The sequence below is a fragment of the Terriglobales bacterium genome, assembly GCA_035691485.1.
Lineage (GTDB): Bacteria > Acidobacteriota > Terriglobia > Terriglobales > Acidobacteriaceae > JAIQGF01.
Genome location: DASSIZ010000135.1, coordinates 1 through 18,692, shown reverse-complemented (window position 1 = coordinate 18,692; position 18,692 = coordinate 1). Strand labels below are relative to the sequence as shown.

Here is an 18,692-nt window from a genome sequence, read left to right as displayed (position 1 = left end):
AGAACGGATTGGTGATCAGCGCCCGTTACCTTGATCGGCGCCTTAAGCGCATTGTCGAGGACATGAGCGGTGCTTCCCCGGAGGCCTCACTGGCCGGTATTTCCGTGCCCTCGTTCATCGGCAACCCGGGCCCCCAGTTGGATGCAGCCACCAACGAGAAGTCCATTGCATACCCTGCAAATCTGAATCCAGGGGATGCCGGCTTCCCGACGGCCTGCACAACCCCGCCGGGCTCCCCAGGTCCGATCGTCCTAAATCCGCCTGAGGATGCCAGTGGCAACAACTTCCTCCCCGGCCAGGCTCTCTGCTTCGCGCAGGTGGGCGTGGCTAAGGCTGGCAACCCCGCAGGCCTTGATGCGGGCACCCCGCTGTACGGCGGCGAGCCCATCCCGGACGGCATTAGTGACGGTTTTCCCTCGCCCATCCGCCGGTACCAGGCGTTTGAACTGGAAGTCAACAAGCAGTTCAGCAGGAACTGGTTGATGCGCGCTTCCTGGACCGTTTCCAAGCTGTACGGAAACTACCAGGGCGCGTTCCGCGGTGACAACGGGCAGATCGATCCTGGTATCAGTTCGCTATTCGACTTCACCGCAGGCGTTTACAACCTCCTGGGCGATCAGTTCAAACCGGGTTATCTGAATTCCGACCGGCGCCACATCGTCAACGGCTACTTCAGCTACACGTTCGACAAATATGGCGTGAAGGGCCTGACGATGGGCACTGGCGTTCGTATCAACAGCGGTACTCCCATCAGTAACTTCGGGAACCACCCGGTATACAACAATGCCGGCGAAGTCCCGGTTGGCGGCCGCGGCTCTCTCGGACGCACTCCCGTAAACGGCCAAGTCGATCTGCATGCCGAGTACCCGTTCCACATCACGGAGAAGAGCAGACTGAAAATTGGCGCGGATTTGTTCAATCTCGCCAATTCCAAGACGATTTTGACCGTCGACCAGTTCAACGCCCTTAGCAACCTGCCGGTCGGCTCCAATAAAGACTTCCAGACTCCAAACACTTTCCAGGCTCCGTTTTACGCTCGCTTCTCAGTTCGCTGGGAGTTCTAACACCTATTTGTGTTGGGGGAGGGCGAATCCGCCCTCCCTTTTTTTGTTTCTGTGCAAGGTCTAAAATAGCCCGGTGTTGTTGGAGGCATCATGAGTAGGTTAGCCACGGCTGTGCTTCTACTGGCATCGTTCATGACAAGTGGTCCCGCCCTGGCTTGGCAGCGGGGCGTTCAACAACCGCCGATCTCGCCTTTGCCTATCCGTGTGCGTGGCAAAATCCGGCTGCCGGGCGGCCGCCCTGCGCCGCAGGGGGTGCTGGTTTCGTTGGAGGCTGCTTCCTCCGGTGGAGTTGTGGGGCAGACGCAGTCTGACTCCGCAGGGAACTTTGAATTCACCATGTTGCAGCCGGACCTGTATGTCGTCCGTGTGAAACAGCCTGGGTATGAACCCGTCGCTGAGGAGGTGGACCTGCGGACCACTCCGACAGCCTACCTGAATCTCGAGATTCGGCCTGTCTCCTCGCCAGGGCAGGAAGTCATGCCGCCTGAGGGGCCGGGGACCACCATTTCAGCTAAGGAAATCGATATTCCTGCTCGAGCCCGCAGAGAGGTATCCGAAGGCAAGGAACTCCTGGAAAAGAGAAAGGACCTGGGGAAGAGTGTTCAGCTCTTCCAGAAGGCCGTTCAGGAATATCCCAAATATGCAGAAGCCTATCTGTTGATGGGCGTGGCCTACACGGCGCAACAACGATGGAGCGATGCCTCCACAGCGCTGAATCACGCCATCGAACTCGACTCGAAGTATGCTCCCGCTTATCTGGCGCTAGGTGCGCTGAACAACCAGCAAAACATGTTCGCGGATGCGGAGAAACCATTGCTCAAGGCTTTGGAATTCGACTCGAATCTCGCCGTCGCTCATTTTGAACTGGCGCGCGCCTACTGGGGGCTGGGGCGCTGGCAGGACGCTGATCCCCACGCCGCCAAGTCGGTTCAACTCATGCCGGGAAATCCCCAAGCGCATGTCATGATGGGCAACATCCTGTTACGCAAGCGGGATGGCGCCGGCGCATTGAAGGAGTTTCAGGAAGCACTGCGTCTTGCCCCGGATAGCCCGCTGGCGCCCAGCATCCGCCAGGTGGTGGCGAAGATCGAGGCCGCGATGAAGGACGCCAAACACGATCAGCATTAGGGGACGTTGCGATCATCAGCAGGTATCTTGCAAAAAAAACGGGGACGCATCGTCGTGCTGCATCCCGACAAGCTTGTCGATTATTAATCCGCTTTATTTTCAAAGTGGCCGTTGCGCAACCGCACGGGAAGACCGGGTGCAGGCGATGACACGATCGTACGCACCAGATCGCCCGCCATGCTCCACCATCCGTGGAAGGTCTCGCCGACATCGCGAGCGACCTGCAAAGGATGCCAGCCGTCGCCGAAACGATATTCGCCGAGACGAACTGAAACCGATCGCGTATCCAGCCGAAGTCCTTCGCCCAATGCTTTCAGGGCACTTTCTTTGGCGCTCCAGAGCACGGTGACAAGCCATATCCTGTCGGCTTCGGGCGTTTCCGCAATCAGCCGTTGTTCTTCGACGGTGAAGAAGTCACGTACGAATTCATCACTGTGCGTTTCCACGAATTCCAGGTCACATCCCAGCGCCCCCTCTGTGCTCGAGATAGCGCACAGCCCCATCGCTTGCCGATGGCTAATTGAAATGTCGAGTGGCGCCCGCAGGTTATTGACGAAGGCCTGCGGTGCTCCGCTGGTCTGCGGGCGAATTTCAATTTCCGCCAAGCGGCAGAGATCGGCGGACAAATGGAGCTGCGCCGCGACTGCTTGTTTTGCGGTCCAGCGCCCGAGCCGCCAATCGGCCCGCCGCTTGGCGATGCGCATCGCATTCAGGCGGACGACTTCATTAGCACTAAGCCAAGAGTCGTCCGCCGGCACCTCCGATGCGCTCTGTTCCAGCCAGTGAACTTCCATGGCGCCTTCCGGACCTGAATGACTACGCTACGGCCGCCATTCCGTGTAACGCGTTGTCTGCAATCTTCGTTGGCAGAGCAATGGTGCGATAGCCTTTCAGTTGCACATAACGAACGCCCTTGGCATCGACAACCTCGGCATCGAAGCTGCCGTCGCCGCGTGGCGTCACCACTGCGTGAAGTTCCGCATCCTTCGACGGCGGCTTGGACACGACCGTCACCCGGTCGACGTGTAGCGGCAGTCCGAACTTGCCTTCTTCCTGGATCTCCCACAAACCTGCCGTCTGGAAGCAAAGCTCGATCCATCGCGGCGCAATCACAACTGGAGAACCCGCCGGCTGGTGGTTGCTCGGCAAATCCTTTGCCATCGCACCGATCATCCGTTTGCCTTCTCGCCAGGCGCGGTTGATTACCTGGTATGCAGGTCCGTGGAAATAGACTTTATATATGTCCGCGGCCGCGATCACTTCACCACTCGGTTGGTTGGGCACACTCGTAATCGAAGCTTCCGGCGCGGACTTGGTCATGCGTACTCGCGCCGTGAAGTGCGTCGTGACTTGCGGCTCCTTTTGGTTGGGCAATGCGCGTTGGCCGATCAATCGGCAATCGGCGGTGACGAATTCGCCGTCAGCATGGAACGTGACATTCGTTGTCACGGTCCTTGGTTCGTGCCGGTAAAACTTGAATGGCGCAAGGAAGTGGACGTCTTCGACAGCTTCGGCGTGCCATCCCGGCAGCATCAACGCAGCTGCTTCGGCGAATGCTTCAATGCCCATCACTCCTGGCAGAACCGGCGTGCCGTCAATCTGGTGATCGTGCAGGAAAGGCTGGAGCTTGGGGTCGAGCGTCGTTTCAACCGTGACGCCGCTGTAGATGCCGGCGCCGGCGACTTTGCCGACCATCGGCCCATGCCGTTGCCCGGCGGTAAGAGCCTCCGCCGCTTTAGCGTCGAGTCCGCCCGTCTCGTCCCATTCCGCGGAGAGAATCCCCAACCGGTTGCCGATGACGATTTCTCCTCGCGTTGCTCCCGCCGTGAGCTCACGGCGGATCAGCGGAACACCCGCTTCCGGAGGAAGCATGTCAATTCCCGCCACTTCCATCATCTTGGGAATGGAACCGCGGGTAGCCATGCCGATGCCTCCCCACGCCGTCCAGTCAATGACGATCCCGCGCGTCACCGGCCGCGTCGTGCGCAGATTCGACGTCAGCTTGCACAACAGGTCGTTGGCGGAACTGTAATCGGTTTGCCCGGCGTTGCCGAAGCGTCCGGCAACGGAACTGAAGGCCACGGTCGCTGCTAACGGCATGTCACCGATCGCCTGCAGCAGGTTGAACCAGCCGTCAGTCTTGACGTCGAACACCAGGTCAAACTCCTGGGGAGGCTTGTCGGCCAGGAAGTGGCTGCGCTCCAGTCCTGCGGCGTGCAGCAAGACATCGATGCGGCCGCTCTGCGAGCGCACCTGCTTGACGATTCTTGCGACTGCTTCCGCGTCGGTGAGATTGACGCTGAAGTACCGTGCCGTGCCACCCGCGTCCTCCACTGCCTGGATGGCGCTGGCAGCCGCTTGCGCCCTCTCCAGGGCCGCGAGTTCCTTTTCCACCATTGCCGGGGTTGCGCGTTTTTCGCGCTTCTTGATGCGTTCGAACAGATCGCGCTTGAGGCCGTCTTTGTCGCTGACGAAGCGCTGCAGGTCCGGATTGTGGCGGTCCGGTTCCGGCACCAGGTCCAGCAGGTAGAAGGTGCCGCCAGAGGCAGCGGCAAGATCGGCGGTGATTGCCGAAACAATGCTTCCCGCCGCTCCCGTGACTAGGAAAACCGTGTCCTTATTTATAGGCAATCCCGGGCCGCCATCAGCCGCAGGTTTTTCCTGGAGCCCGATCGTCCAGCGCTGGCCCGCCTTGTAGCCGATTTCGACCGCGCCGGAATCGCGCAATGTTTCTTCGATGAGCAGTTCAGCGATTTCCAGGCGGTTGCGCCCTGCTTCGAAGTCCACCGCTTTCACCAATGTCTCGGTGTGCTCGCGCTTGTATGCCTTGGTAAAGCCGGTGACGGCGCCGCCGAGTGGCGCCAAGGCTCCTGCCGGATCGTAGCCATGTTGTCCGCCGAGGCGCGTGGCGGATACCAGAAAAACTCCCGGAGCGGCAATCTGCTCGCACAGGCTGCGCATGGTGGCGTACAGCGATTTCAGCCTTAGCTGTACTTGCTTGTGCCAGGCGGTCAATTCAAGGGCGCCGATGGGGCCTTCGTGATCCAACGCAGGCAGCCAGTAAACACCGTGAACCGGCCCGGTACTGACCCACTGCTTGAGGCGATCGCCGAGCTCGCCTGGGCTCACGCCGCGCTCAAGTTGGAGCGCTTCAACGCCCATGCGTTCGAGCAATTGCGTGATCGCGCTTCCAACGCCGTCTTCATCGGGCATGATGACCACGCGGCTGCCGTGGCCGAGCGTGACGCCGGTGGCCTTGCATAGCTCCAGCGGCGGACGCAGGACCGGCACCGGCACGCGGCGAGGAACCTGGTTCGCAGCTTCGAAACTCTGAACCGCCGGCCGTGGTCCGGTAGTTTTCTCGGAAGGCTTCGCCTCGACTGCTAAGGCAGGCGCGGCGGGTTTCGCCAGTGCCCGGTCGCGCGCAAATTGAATGACGTGTTTCAGGGTAGGGAAGTCGCGTAACTTGAGGTTCGGGTCGCGCGGAATGTTGTATTGCGCGCGGATGGCGGCAAACATCTCCGCCTGCTTGACCGTGTCGATGCCCAAGTCGGCTTCCAGATCCAGATCCACGTCCAGCATGTCCTTCGGGTAACCGGTCTTCTCCGCCACAATCTTAAGGACGGCGTCCGCAATTTGATCTTTGTCGGCGGGCGCAGCCGCAACGGCAACTGCCGGTTCAGGTGTGGTGGTTACGATGGCAGGCGCCACGGTTGCAGCGGCCAAGCTTGGCCGCCGGTCATAGGCAAATTGAATCACGTGCGCCAGGGTCGGGAAATCACGCAGCTTGAGGTTCGGATCACGCGGGATATTGTAGGTTTCGCGAATGGCGGCAAACATTTCCGCCTGCTTGACCGTGTCGATGCCGAGATCGGCTTCCATGTCGAGGTCGAGGTCCAGCATGTCTTTCGGATAGCCCGTCTTTTCCGCGACCAGCGTGAGAATGCGCTCCTTGACCGCATCTTTGCCGGGCGCGGCGGGGGTTGGTGTGGTGGTTGCCGGCACAACCGCCGCAACTTCTTTCTTCGGCGGCGCCGCTTGGAGAGGAGGTGTCGTCGGCGGCGTCCCACCGGCTAGATCAGACCGCCGGTCAACAACGAACCGGATCACGTGCGCGAGGGTAGGAAACTCGCGCAACTTGATCTTGTCGTCTCGAGCGATGCCGTAAGCCTCGCGAATCGCAGCGAAGACCTCGGCTTGTTTCACGGTGTCGATGCCAAGATCCGCCTCAAGGTCCAGGTCCAGATCGAGCATTTCCGGCGGATAGCCGGTTTTCTGGGCGACCAGCGCCAGCACGCGTTCCTTAACCGCGTCGCTGTTTATCGGGACGGCTTTAGCCGGTTCAGGTTTCGCAACCGTAACAGCCGGCGTGGTTGCGACCGGCTGTGGCGCGTCGGGTTTGCGTTCCAAAACCGCGACCGGCGCGGCGGGCACGCTCAGCGGCGCCGATGGCGCGGTGCGCGGCGCGACTGCGGGCTTCGCTTCGCGCGATGGTTCGGTGATCTGCGCTGCCTGCCCGCGATCCCTGAGGCGCAGCGTGCGGTGGACCACCTCCAACTCCGCGGCCGGATAGCCGCTGATCTCGCGCAGCCATGCGTCCCAGGCTTGCGGGTCGGCGATGCGATAGGTGTAGCCGAGAGCGTTCGCGCTGGGGCGCACCGCCCCGGTGGTGGCGACGCGCCGCAGCAGCGCCATGCTGATCTGCGAGCCAAATCCCGCCGCCAGCCGCAGCGCATATTCCACTGGATAGGCGCCGCCCTTGGACAAGTTCAGCGCGCCCAGTTCCGGATCGACTTCCTTGAAATTGGCCACCGGGGGCACACACCCGGTCTCCAGCGCTTTGACGGCAACCACGTCTTCGATACCGGTGCCCATGGGGTGCCCGGTGAAACCCTTGGTGTTGGCAATTACGATCTGGTCCGCGGATTCGCCGAAGACCCTGCGCAGAGCATGGATTTCGGCCGAGGCGCTGCCGCCCCGCGCTGGCGTGTAAGTCTCGTGGGAAACAAAAACGGTCTGCCGCGCGATCTGGTGGCGCTCGATGCCGCGGGTCGCTTCGGCACGCGCGACCAGTTTTTCCATGAGCCCGGCAATGTGCTCAACGTCGAGGCGCGTGCCATGGAAGGCGCTGTTCGCCGCGGCTGCGCTCAGTACCTCGCAGATGGGACGAATGCCGCGCTGGCGTGCAGCCTCATCGCTCTCGACCACCAGTGCCGCAGCCCCCATTCCGATAATCATGCCGTGCCGCCGCCGGTCGAATGGGATGGCCGCATTTTCCACCGTATCGTCGGTCGCGGCCGCGCCGCTCGCCAGGAACCCGGCGCCGAACCACTCCAGCATGTTGTCGGAGGTTACGTCGTCGGCGGAGACGACAATCACGCGCCGGCAACGGCCGGCGGCGATCCAATCTTCCGCCAGCGCAATCGCCAGCGTGGTGCTGGCACAGGCGGAATTTACCTGCGTGTTGGGACCGCGCGCGCCGATGAACTCGGCGAATTGCGAGTGCCCCATCGAAAGAGTTCTAAACAGGAAGCGCCGGTCGAAGACATACGGTTCCTTCTCGATGCTGGAGCGCAGTTCATCCATGCGCCGTTCGATTTCCTGCCGCAGCGTGGAACTCTGCCCGTTTGCTTCCACGGCACGCGTCCGCAACCGCTCCAGCATTTCCACCTGCTCGCGGCGGGAGCGGTCCACTTGGTAGCGCGAAACCTCGTCCACCAGCGAGTCCAGGCCCGGAAATGCGGAGGCGAAAATCACGCCGGTGTCGTCGCGCAGCGCCTCAGGCAATCTCCAGCGGTCCGGCAGCAGCGTTCCTTTGCTGGTCTTCTTGTAGCGCATGACCAGGGGGATGCCGGCGTCGCGCAGAGCGTCAATGCCAGAAGCAATTGCGAGCTGAGTCACGCGATCGAGCGCGGCGATCCGGTCGGCGCCGACGCCGAACTCGTGCTCGAGGTCGAATGCGCGACCACGGGCCGCGAGCTTAATCACGTCGTTCACGTCGCTGATCGAGTCGAACACCGGCCCGCCGTTGTCGCTCTTCACCAGGCGCGTAATGTGCTTGTCGAGCATGGCTTGGCGGAAGCGGACGGGGATGGTGTTGATAAACTGCTCGCCGCGCAAGATGCGGCCGATGTTTCCATCGTCAAAGATGTGGTCGGTCCCGGGCAGGCCCAATGCCGCTCCGGTGATGGCGACAGGAAATCCGCTGGATGGTGAAGGCTGTCCCTGGTACATGCGCATGCCGCGCTCGAACACTTCAGCGAACATGCGGCCTAGCGCGAGATAGCGATCGTCCGTTGGTGACGTAACGGCGGGAGGTTGGCTGGTTCCGGTCGCCACGCTCGCCTGCGTTTTCGGCATTTCAACGCGCGGGGACACAGCCTGCTCTGCCGTCCGTGTGACCTCTTCCGTCCTGCCGCGGCCCAGGCCCGCCGAGTACAAGCCGCACAGCGCCTGGTTAAACGATGCAATGTCGCCGGTCTTGGGATGATTGGTGAACAACGACAGCACGTCGCCGTTGCCGCCAAGCACCTCGTCGGCAAATCCAAAGAGCGCTTTCTTCGGCCCAGTCTCGACGAACACGCGCGCGCCCGCTTCGTAGAGCGTCCGCAGTCCTTTCACGAATTGCACAGGCGCCGCCACCTGCTTGCCGAGGATATCGAGCATCTTGGGCACGGCATCAGGACCGGAGGGATAAAACTGACCATCGACGTTGGCGACGATCGGCAAGCGAGGCGACTGCAAATGCAGCCGGCTCAGCACTTCTCGCAATGGCTCGCTCGCCGGGGCAACGATGGACGTGTGGAATGCATGGCTCACCGAGAGCGGAGTCACGTCGTAGCCTGCCTTCAATAGCAGCTGTGTGGCCTGTTCCACGGCCTCCGACGCCCCTCCGATCACGCCCTGCTTGTCGCTATTGATGTTGGCGATGACAACGTATCCGTTTACGGTTTTCAGGATTCGTTCGATCTCCTCGACGGGCGCGAAGACGGCCGCCATCTTCCCGTTATCTGCGAACGACACGCGGGTCATTTCTCTCCCGCGCGCGCTGACCGCCTCCAGAGCGTCGGCGAACGGAAGGCCACCGGCAGCAACGAGCGCGCCATACTCCCCCAGGCTGTGCCCCATGGTCATGTCGGGCTGAATACCGTAAGCAGCCAACATCCGGGTCATTGCCAAGTCGGTTGCCAGTACTGCCGGCTGTGTGATCGCGGTCTGGCGAAGATCGTCTTCCGCCTGCTCGACCGCTTTCGGATCGGCGCTATCCACGAAGATGAATTTCGACAGCGGCTTGCCGAGTATTGGCGTCATGATTCGGTCAGCTTCGGCGAAGGTGTCGGCGACGATCGGTTCGATCGCGCATAGCGGCCGCATCATGTTCACGTACTGCGATCCCTGGCCGGTGTAGAGGAACGCGACCTTGGGCGCCGGGCCGTGTCCCCGAAAAATGCCTTGCGCGCGCAGCGCCTTCCACATCGCGGGCTGATTCACGGTCATGGCCTGGAGCACCTTGCTTGCCTTGTCAGCGAGATCGGCCGCGTCGACATAATCAATGGCCAGCCGCTCGGGCGCGCGCAGGTCTGACTGCAATGGCGCGATCGGGGCCGGTGCCCGGCCGGCTGCCGCGTCCTTGCGCACAACCCGCAGGCGCTCCGCAAGCTCGGCCGGCGAAGAAGCGCCGATGACCATCGCGCCACGCAACGGCGCCTTGTACGTCGAGTCCGCAAGAGCTGTAGCCACAACCTGCTTCGAATTCATGGTCCCGCCTTCTGCCGCAACCGGCGTCGTCTGGCTGACTGCGAATGTCCGCTTTCCATTGCCTGTGAGCCTGTGGGGAATGTGCTCTTCGAGCACGATGTGGAAGTTCGTGCCGCCGAAGCCGAACGCGCTCACCCCGACGCGCCGCACGCCCTCGGGCGGCATCGTCCATGGCTTCAGCTCCGTGTTCGGATAAACCGGGGAGTGAGCAAAGTCGATGTCGGGAGTTGGGTGCTCGCAATGCAAGCTGGGCGGCAGCACCTTGTCGTGCACTGCCAGTGCTGCCTTCAGCACGCCCGCAGCCCCAGCCGCGCTCTTCAGATGCCCGAAGTTTGACTTCACGGAACCGAGCGCCACCGAGTGCGGCGGCAGATCCACTCCCTTCAGCACGTCGATCAGGCTTTGCACTTCCACCACGTCACCCACCCGGGTGGAGGTGCCGTGACCTTCGATCAAAGTCGCGGTCGCCGGCGAGAGTCCGGCATCCTCCCAGGCGCGCTGCATGGCAATGCGCTGGCCGATGGGATTCGGTGCGGTGATGCCTTTGCCTTTGCCGTCGCTGGATCCTCCAACCCCGCGGATGACGGCATAAATCTTGTCATCATCGCGCTCGGCATCCGCCAGGCGCTTGAGCAGGAGTACGGCCGCGCCTTCACCCATGACAAATCCGTCCGCTCCCTGCGCGTACGGCCGTGAGCCGGTGGGCGACAGCGCGCCGATCTTGCAGAACTTTACGAACGTCGAGGGGCCCATGTTGCGATCGATGCCGCCGGTGAGCGCCAGGTCAAAATCATGTTCCGCCAGTCCGTCCACCGCCGCGCTCAGCGCCGCCATGGCCGAGGCGCACGCCGCGTCGGTGACGTAATTCGGGCCGTGAAAATTGAACAGGTTCGCAATCCGCCCGGCGATGACGTTGGATAACTCGCCCGGCATGGTATCTTCGGTCACCAACGGAAGCTTGTGGTTCATGCGGTCGTGCAGTTCATCGAGGATGGTGCGGCGCACGGCTTCCGGGAGCGCGGCGAAAGATGCGCTCACCGCCAATTCGCGCGCGTACTCCGGATACAGCACGCGCAGCACCGTGAGGTAGTGCTTCTCCCCGCCCATGGCGTTGCCCAGGATCACAGCGGTTCGTTCGGGATCGAATGAGCGCTTGGGGTGGCCATAGTCTTCGAGCGCGTCACGCGTGCACTTGATCGCCCACTGCTGCGATTCGTCCATCGCGGCGGAGACGCGCGGCGGGATCGGCAGCTTCCACTTCATCGGGTCCCAGGTGAACTCGCGCACCCAGCCGCCGACCTTGGAATACGTTTTGTCGGGCGCGGCCGGGTCGGGGTCGTAGTACATTCCCGGGTCCCATCGACTTGGTTCCACATCGCTGATGCTGTACCGGCCGCTCTTCACGTTGTTCCAGAAAGCCGTCGCGTTGGGAGCGTCGGGCAACACCGCGCCGACGCCCACAATCGCGATCGCTCGATGAACATTGTTTTCCATGATGGCGCGCTCCTCGACACCAACCGCCTGGCCCGCGCTCGGCCAGGTTGCTGCAGGTTCGAATCAGGCGGACAGTCGTGCGCTCTTACCCGCGCGATCGTAGAGGACATCCGCGATGGCATCCATGTCTGCCAACAAACCTTTTTGTGCCCGGTGAATGGCAGGCAATCGCAAAGCTTCCTCGAAGGCGGGCAGCTCGGAGTCGCTCACGCCGCCTCCGCCGATAATCAAACGCATCCCGTCTTCAGCCACCTTGAGCGCAGCGTCGCGCGCAAAGATTCGTGCCAGGGTTGCGAGTGACACGGCGTCAAAGCGGCGGCTTGCCTTCTCCGGCAGCTTGTTTTCCTCCGCAAGAGCGGTGCGACGCGCCAGGCAGCCGGCGCATTCCGCGTAGGCAATCAATTCGCCAAGGCGTAGAAGAACGTGCTGATAGCGGGTCAGACGCGTGACGCGCGCTTTCTCCATCACCTCGGCGAGCGCGTGCGAGGCCAGCGCCGCAGTATCGGCGCCGGCGTACGGGTGCCTGGCATGCAGAGCTTCCAGCTTCCTGGCTTCGTCGTGGTAGTACTGGCCGCGAGTTTTCAAGTGCGACTGCCAACGGTCGCGACTGATGGTCATCTCCATGATCTCGGAGGTGCCTTCGTAGATGGTGGTGATACGAACGTCCCGGCTGATCTTTTCCACCATGTACTCGTGGGTGTACCCGTAGCCGCCGAGTGCCTGGATGCTGGCTTCGGCAGCGCCATTGCCGGCCTCGGTGGCCATGTATTTCGCAATCGCGCCTTCGGTGTTCAGGCTGCCTTCGCCCGCAGCGTCGATGCGCGTCGCGGTTTCCTCGATGTAGGCGCGCGCGGCCTCGAGTCGCGCCACGTGCGGCACGATCAGCTTGTGGGTGTATCCCTGCTTCTCGGAGAGCGGCGCGCCACCCTGAATCCGTTTCTTGGAGTAGGGAATCGCGCGGTCCAGGGCAGACCATCCTGCTCCGAGTCCGAACGCTGCCACCATGAGCCTGGTGTAGCCAAACACCGCTTGCGCCTGCAGCAGGCCTTGACCTTCGACTCCACCCAGCAGGCGGTCGGCGTCGACGTACACGTTGTCGAACGCCAGCGCGGCCGTGTTGCTCAGGCGGATGCCATGCTTCTCCTCGGGATTGTCATGGGTGAAACCCTTGACGCCTTTTTCAACCACGAACCAACTCGGGCCACCGGGAGCACTGGCAAGAACGCTGTAGGCATCGGCCACTCCACCGTTGCTGATCCATTGCTTGTTGCCGGTGATCTTGTAGCCGACGATGCGGTCGCCATCCATCACGCGCTCCGCCGTGCTCTTCAGCGCGCCCAGGTCGCTGCCCGCCTCCGGCTCGGTGGCGCCGTAGGCAAACAGGATGCCCTGCTCCGCGATTCGCCCCAGCCACTGCTTCTTCTGCTCTCTCGTACCGCCAACGCGGACGGGATCGCTGCCGAGAAACGTTGCCAGGACACCGGTCGCGATGCCCAGATCAATGCGCGCCATCTCTTCGCATATGCAGTAAACATCGAAGGCGCCGCCTCCCATGCCGCCGAATTCCTCGGGAATAAATAAAAGCTGGATCGCGAGATCTCCGGCGCACATCTGGCGGACGATCTCCAGGGGACATTCGTCCTTGCGGTCCAGTTCCAGCAGTTCGGCGTCGGGCAGGCGTTTCTTGGCAAAGTCGCGCAGAGCTTTCAAGCTCAGCTTCAGGGTTTTGTTAGCAATCATGGCCGGTGCCTTTCAGCGCGTCGCGCAGCGCATTTCGTTGATTTTGGTGGTGAGCTCCGGCAGGAACTCCAGAATGTCGGCGACGATTCCGACCTGGGCTGCCTGGAAAATCGGGGCCTTGGGGTTTTTGTTGATGGCAATGATGAGCGCGTTCCCCTTGATTCCCGCCAGGTGCTGGAACGCGCCGCTGATGCCGCAGGCGAGGTAAACCTTGGGACGTACGGTCTGACCGGAGGTGCCAACCTGACGTGACTTCTCCATCCACTTGGCATCGACAACCGGACGCGAGCAGGAAACGGCGCAGCCGAGCGCATCGGCCAGTTCCTGCGCAATCGCGATGTTGTCTTTATCCTGGATTCCACGTCCCACGGAGACCAGGACGGTCTGCTTGGTGATGTCGACATCGCCGGCCTCGGCGGCGATGGTCCGCAGATAACGCCGCCGCGCCACCAACTCGCCGGCCTCCGAGGACTTGTCCACAACCCCTGGTTGCGCGCCAGTGCTGTCGACCGACTTGAATGCTCCGGGCCGGATCGTGATCACCGCGCCAGATGAAACATCGCAGCGAACGTGGGCGCTGACCTGTCCGCCCAGTTCCTGGCGCACCGCTTTCAGTCGAACACCCTCTACGCCGTCAATGTTCAACACGTCGGAGACGTACGCAGCGTTCAACTTCACCGAAAGTCCGGGGGCGAGGTCGATTCCAAAGTGATCGTGAGCGACGAGCACGATGCCGCCGCCGGGCACGATTTTGACGAGAGCTTTGCGGATCAATTCGGCGTTGGGGTACGCGAGCGCCGGGTTTGCAATCTTCCACACCTCGGCAAAACCGGCAGGCAAATTCTTGCACGCAGCGTCCAGATCCGCGCCATTGCCGGTCAAAATCGCAACCGGAGTCGCGGCGGGATCCAACTTCTTGGCGGCGGCGATGAACTCACCCGCCGAGTCGTCCACCATTCCGGCCTTGTGCGAAATATAAGCAAAGATGCGAGCCGTCATTTCAGGCCTCCGTTCGCTCTTAGCAGCTCAACTACTTTTTCGACCATTTCCTCGCGACTACCGCGAAGCATCTCGGCGCCCGCCCCTGTCGGCGGAACAAAATAATCCTCGCGATGTACCTTGGCGGCAGCTTGCCCGGCGCACTGGGGGGCTATGCCGAGGTCCGCAGCGCCGAAGACGGGAATCTTTGCCGAGGCTACTTTCTGAATTCCGCGCATTCCGACGTAGCGCGGCTCGTTGATGCCGGTCTGAATGGAGAGCACGCACGGCAGATCGATCTCGCTGATCTCCTTGTTCCCGCCCTCGATTTCGCGGGTGATCTTCAGCTTCCCGGCGTCGAGCACCTCGATGGCATTCACCAGCGACGCGAACGGGTAGTCGAGCATCGCGGCCAACATGCCGCCTACCTGCGCGCACCCGTCCTCCGCCTGCACTCCGGTGAGGATGAGGTCGAAATGGTTTTTCTGAACGTAGGCCTTCAGAATGGCGGCGATGCCGGCGCCGTCCGAGCCGGCGAAAGATTCATCACAGACAAGAACGCCCTGGTTGGCGCCCATGGCCATTTCCCGGCGCAGGATTTCTTCGTCGTCTTCGCCGCCGACCGTGACCACGGTGACGTTTCCGCCCACCCGGTCGCGGATCTGGATCGCCTCCTCGACCGCGTAGTTGTCCCATTCGTTGATCGAATACACTAGATCGTCACGCTCAATGTCGTTGGCATTGAGTTCGATCTCGTTCTCCGACATGTCCGGTACGCGCTTGGCGCAAACCAAAATGTCCACGTTGTACCTCCGCGAAAAAATTTCGCATGGCGCGTTAGGCCATGACGGGTGCTTCCTGCTCCTGGTTCTTGCTCGAATCCGGGGTGCTGCTTCGCTGCATTTGCCGGTCCACTAATTCTGTAAAGTCGATCGCGGTCAGGGTGGATTCCATACCAGCGACCTTGATCGCATCTTCTATATTGGCGAGGCAGAACGGGCAGGCGGTTACGATCACGCTGGCGCCGGCCTCGGCGGCCATCCTCACCCGCAAGACGCCCATGCGCTGTTCTTCTTTCGGCTCGTAAAACAGCATCAGGCCGCCGCCGCCGCAGCAGAACGAACGGTCACGCGACCGCTTCATCTCCACGCGCTTCAGTCCGGGGATGGCGTCGAGCACCGCCCGCGGCGCGTCATAAATCTGGTTGTGGCGGCCGAGGTAACACGGGTCATGGTAGGCGTAAACTTTTTCCCCGTCGGCAACCGGCTGGAACTTGATCTTGCCGGTTTCGACGCCCCACGCCACGGTTTCGGTGATGTGCTCCACTGGGGGCACATCTCGGTAGTCGTGTTTCAGCGCGTTGTAGGCGTGCGGGTCGGCGGTAACGATGCGTCGCGCGCCGGAGGCCCGAATGGCTTCCGTGTTGTGATCGCGCAACGCCATGAACAGCATCTCTTCGCCGAAGCGTCGCACCTCGTGCCCGCTGTCTTTCTCTGCCGCGCCGAGAATGCCGAATTTCTTTCCTGTTTGTTCCAGAATTCTCGCCGTGGAACGCGCGATTGCCTGCATCCGGTCGTCATAGGACGAGATGCTGTCCACGAAATACAGCGTCTCCGCGCCGCCGTCACCGTCCAGCACCGGCACCTGGCAGCCTTGACGGAAATCTTTGTCATTCGACCAATCGGCTTTCTTCTTCGCCGGCTTGCCGTAGGGATTGCCGCGGCTTTCGAGCGCCTTCAGCGCTTTCTGGATCGACTGTGGCACGTTTCCTTCATCCACCAGTCCGCGGCGCAAATCCACGATCTTGTCGACGTACTCGACCAGCAGCGGGCACTCCTGTTCACAAGCGCCGCAAGTCGTGCACGACCAGATCTCGTCTTCCGAGTAAATGCTTCCGACCAGGGGTGTGCCATTGGTTGACGCGCCGAACATCGGATAGTGGCGGAAGCTGTAGTCGCGCGCCTTGATGGTCAGAAATCGCGGCGATAGCGGACGGCCCACGGTGTTCGACGGGCACTGGTCGGCGCAGCGGCCGCAATCGGCGCAGGAATAGAAATCCAGCATATGCTTCCAGGTAAAGTCGGTGAACTTCTTCACTCCGAACGATTTCACCTGGTCCAGTTGTCCTTCGCTCACGCCCCAACGAACTGGTTTGAGAATCTCCCGGTCCAACTTCGAGAAAAAGATGGTGAACAGAGATGTTTCCACGTGGAACTGGATCCCGAAAGGCCGGTAGCAGAGCAGGAAGAAGAACGTCAGCTCGTGCAGGAAGTAGGAGCCGAGGTGCAGGCCTTGCAGCAGGGGAAGCGAAGCAACCACGAAGGCATTCATCAACAGCCATGGCATGGAGAATGGCGACAAGAACTCGATCGCCTGCCCCTGCTGCACCTGGGCGGCAACCTTGGCCGCGTCGAAGACACTGTCGGCCAGCATCAAGACAGCGATCAGAGCTAACAGGAAGATGGCATCGCCGGTGTGCCCCGTGCCGTGCTTTGCCGGCACCGAGTATCGCGCCGGCTTGAACACCGCGCGACGGATGATAAGCACGACCATGCACAGGAACACGATCGTCGTCGCGTAGTCCCGGACGATGTCGTAGAGGTGGCCCGTCCTGCCGGAAAGACCGGGCATGACGAAGTTGTCGTCGACGCCGAGAGCCAGCAGCGTAAACGCTCGCGCTGCCAGAATAATGAAACCGGCAAAAACGATGATGTGCAGTATTCCAGCAGCAGGGAAGCGAGGTTGCCTCCACTGTCCCAACCAGAACCGCAGCACTTTACCGAGACGCAGCAGCGGGTGATCGAAACGAAGGTCGCGTTCGGCTTGCAGCAGCGGTCGCAAGCGTCTGGCGACGATGTAGGCAAAACATAATAGACCCAGGAGATGAAGAACGAGGTACAGCGTCTGTCCGTTGACGAACCAGTAGGTCGCTTGTGCCGGTGAATGGATGCCCATAACAAAGAGCCTCACGGTCAGTATCAGCAGCGGTCGGTTGTACAGGACAAACTTGATTGGCTGTGCGGGCCGTGTCGATTTTCCGGTTGCGATTATGGTTTCCGACGATTTGGGCGGCTGTGAGGTGCGTCACACACCTCGGAGATGCAGCGTGGAAATTCCCAAATGAGGAGCTTCCCATTCCCTTTCCAGAACCGGCGAGGGAATTTTCATTTTTGAAACTGTAGACACGCGGTTTTCGTCACTTGTCACGCCCTCTCGTGCCGCGTATCACAGACGCTGTCATGCACCGGTGTGAACATCATTCTTGATTCGCCCCCGCCTGCGGCAAACGGTTTGTCTCGCCAACAGAATTGAGGCCCACGATGAAGCACGCCAGCGAAAATCCCTTCGACAGCATCGAGAGCGCCCACAACTTCGTCCGTCTGCTGTCGGAAGCAGTGGCGGATGGCAGACGAGATCTGGAAGCTGATGTGGAGCGAGAACTGAAATTGAACGGCCAATCGGATTCACCGCGGCGCTTGAAGGCGTTGCGAGTTGCCGCCTATAACCTGGAAAAATTGGAAGTGCAGTTAAACCGGAGCCGGCGGATTCTCAACGATCTTCGTTCCCTTCGGCGCCTGCTGTTCGAGGAGCGGGCCACGTCTCGACCGGTCGCGGCCAAGCCGGTGCAGAAAGCTGAGACCGAATCGAAGGCAAGCGCGCCGAAGCCGGCGCTAAACGGCAAGGCGGCGATAATGAAGCCAGCTCCCTCGCCACGACCGGCAGCGATGGCGAATTGATTGCCACCGGAGGCGGCAGCGGGAATGATAGTTAAGGGAGAGACCAGATGACACTCCGCGACTCGTCAAGTTTCCAGTATGGCCGCAAGCTCCTTGATTCCGGCTGGGAAGGAGCCCGGACTGGTGAACAGATGTTTCTTCACGGCGAGCCGCTAGCGCCCTATCTGAATCACTCGGCTCGGCACGCTGTCGCACCGGCGCTGATCGGCGCTTGCGTGGGTGTAATCGGCAGCCATGGGGTTCGGCGGCGCCACTCTGCCGCACAGGCGGTCGCCTTCGGCTTGGTAGGTTGTGCGCTCGGATTCGGCGTCGCCTTGGTTTGGGAAAGCCGCCGCCTTGCTGCCTCGATTGTGTTCGGCGCCAGGAAGAGGATCAGCAGGGTTCGCGACGAGCACTGGCTCGAACGCCATCCCATCGATTACGCCTAACTACCAGCGCCGGCGGAAGCTGTCTGCCGAGCGGCTACTCACGCTCCTGAACGGCGTTTTGACGACGCGTTTCTTGCCGGAGCTTTTGCCGGCCCGGGACGAGCCGCGATACGCCGCTTGTCCCGGGAACAAATTTTCCTCCGCTAACGTAAGTGGAAATCAAGCGTCTGCTATTACGGGGGTGGGGCGTGTTCAAAAGACTTCTGTATCCGCTGCTTGGATTGGTCATTGTCTTCGCGTTGCAGTATGTCGTTGCCCTGCATGCGCAAAGCACGGCGAAGAACCCGCACGAGCCACATTACACGGCCGACGGACGCCTCGAAGCTCCTCTCGATTACCGTGAGTGGGTCTTCCTGAGTTCGGGA

10 protein-coding genes are annotated in these 18,692 nt (G+C 61.4%); 4 read left to right on the top strand and 6 right to left on the bottom strand.

Going from position 1 to position 18,692, the window contains the following annotated elements; genetic code table 11:
* Window positions 1-1,064, top strand: a 1,064-nt coding sequence (locus VFI82_16880) for a hypothetical protein (GenBank protein ID HET7186359.1), incomplete at its 5' end; no start/stop codon positions are given.
* A 90-nt stretch (window positions 1,065-1,154) separates the two neighbouring features.
* Window positions 1,155-2,192, top strand: a complete 1,038-nt coding sequence (locus VFI82_16875; GenBank protein HET7186358.1) for a tetratricopeptide repeat protein — start codon at window positions 1,155-1,157, stop codon at window positions 2,190-2,192.
* An 83-nt stretch (window positions 2,193-2,275) separates the two neighbouring features.
* On the opposite strand, the gene VFI82_16870 is transcribed toward VFI82_16875, so the two are convergent.
* The 6 genes from VFI82_16870 to VFI82_16845 form a co-directional block, all read right to left on the bottom strand.
* Entirely contained in the window at window positions 2,276-2,986 is a 711-nt protein-coding gene (locus tag VFI82_16870; GenBank protein ID HET7186357.1) for a 4'-phosphopantetheinyl transferase superfamily protein, read from the bottom strand.
* Window positions 2,987-3,008: 22 nt separating this feature from the next.
* Entirely contained in the window at window positions 3,009-11,444 is an 8,436-nt protein-coding gene (locus tag VFI82_16865) for an SDR family NAD(P)-dependent oxidoreductase (protein HET7186356.1), read from the bottom strand.
* 63 nt (window positions 11,445-11,507) lie between these two features.
* Window positions 11,508-13,184 (bottom strand): acyl-CoA dehydrogenase family protein, encoded by a 1,677-nt coding sequence (locus VFI82_16860; protein ID HET7186355.1) that lies wholly within the window; start codon window positions 13,182-13,184, stop codon window positions 11,508-11,510.
* 12 nt (window positions 13,185-13,196) lie between these two features.
* Entirely contained in the window at window positions 13,197-14,183 is a 987-nt protein-coding gene (locus tag VFI82_16855; GenBank protein ID HET7186354.1) for an electron transfer flavoprotein subunit alpha/FixB family protein, read from the bottom strand.
* On the bottom strand, window positions 14,180-14,965 hold the full coding sequence (locus tag VFI82_16850; GenBank protein HET7186353.1) for an electron transfer flavoprotein subunit beta/FixA family protein: 786 nt from the start codon (window positions 14,963-14,965) through the stop codon (window positions 14,180-14,182). Before VFI82_16850 ends, VFI82_16855 begins: the two co-directional genes overlap by 4 nt.
* A 34-nt stretch (window positions 14,966-14,999) precedes the next feature.
* Window positions 15,000-17,132 carry a (Fe-S)-binding protein gene (locus VFI82_16845; protein HET7186352.1) on the bottom strand — a complete coding sequence of 711 codons (2,133 nt, stop codon included), beginning with the start codon at window positions 17,130-17,132 and terminating at the stop codon, window positions 15,000-15,002.
* Window positions 17,133-17,482: 350 nt separating this feature from the next.
* Here VFI82_16845 and VFI82_16840 point away from each other — a divergent pair, with 350 nt between their 5' ends.
* Window positions 17,483-17,899, top strand: coding sequence for a hypothetical protein (locus VFI82_16840; GenBank protein HET7186351.1), 417 nt, complete (start codon window positions 17,483-17,485; stop codon window positions 17,897-17,899).
* 47 nt (window positions 17,900-17,946) lie between these two features.
* The gene (locus VFI82_16835; GenBank protein HET7186350.1) at window positions 17,947-18,327 is read left to right on the top strand and encodes a hypothetical protein; all 381 of its coding nucleotides are present in this window, start codon (window positions 17,947-17,949) and stop codon (window positions 18,325-18,327) included.
* Window positions 18,328-18,692: the final 365 nt, after the last annotated feature.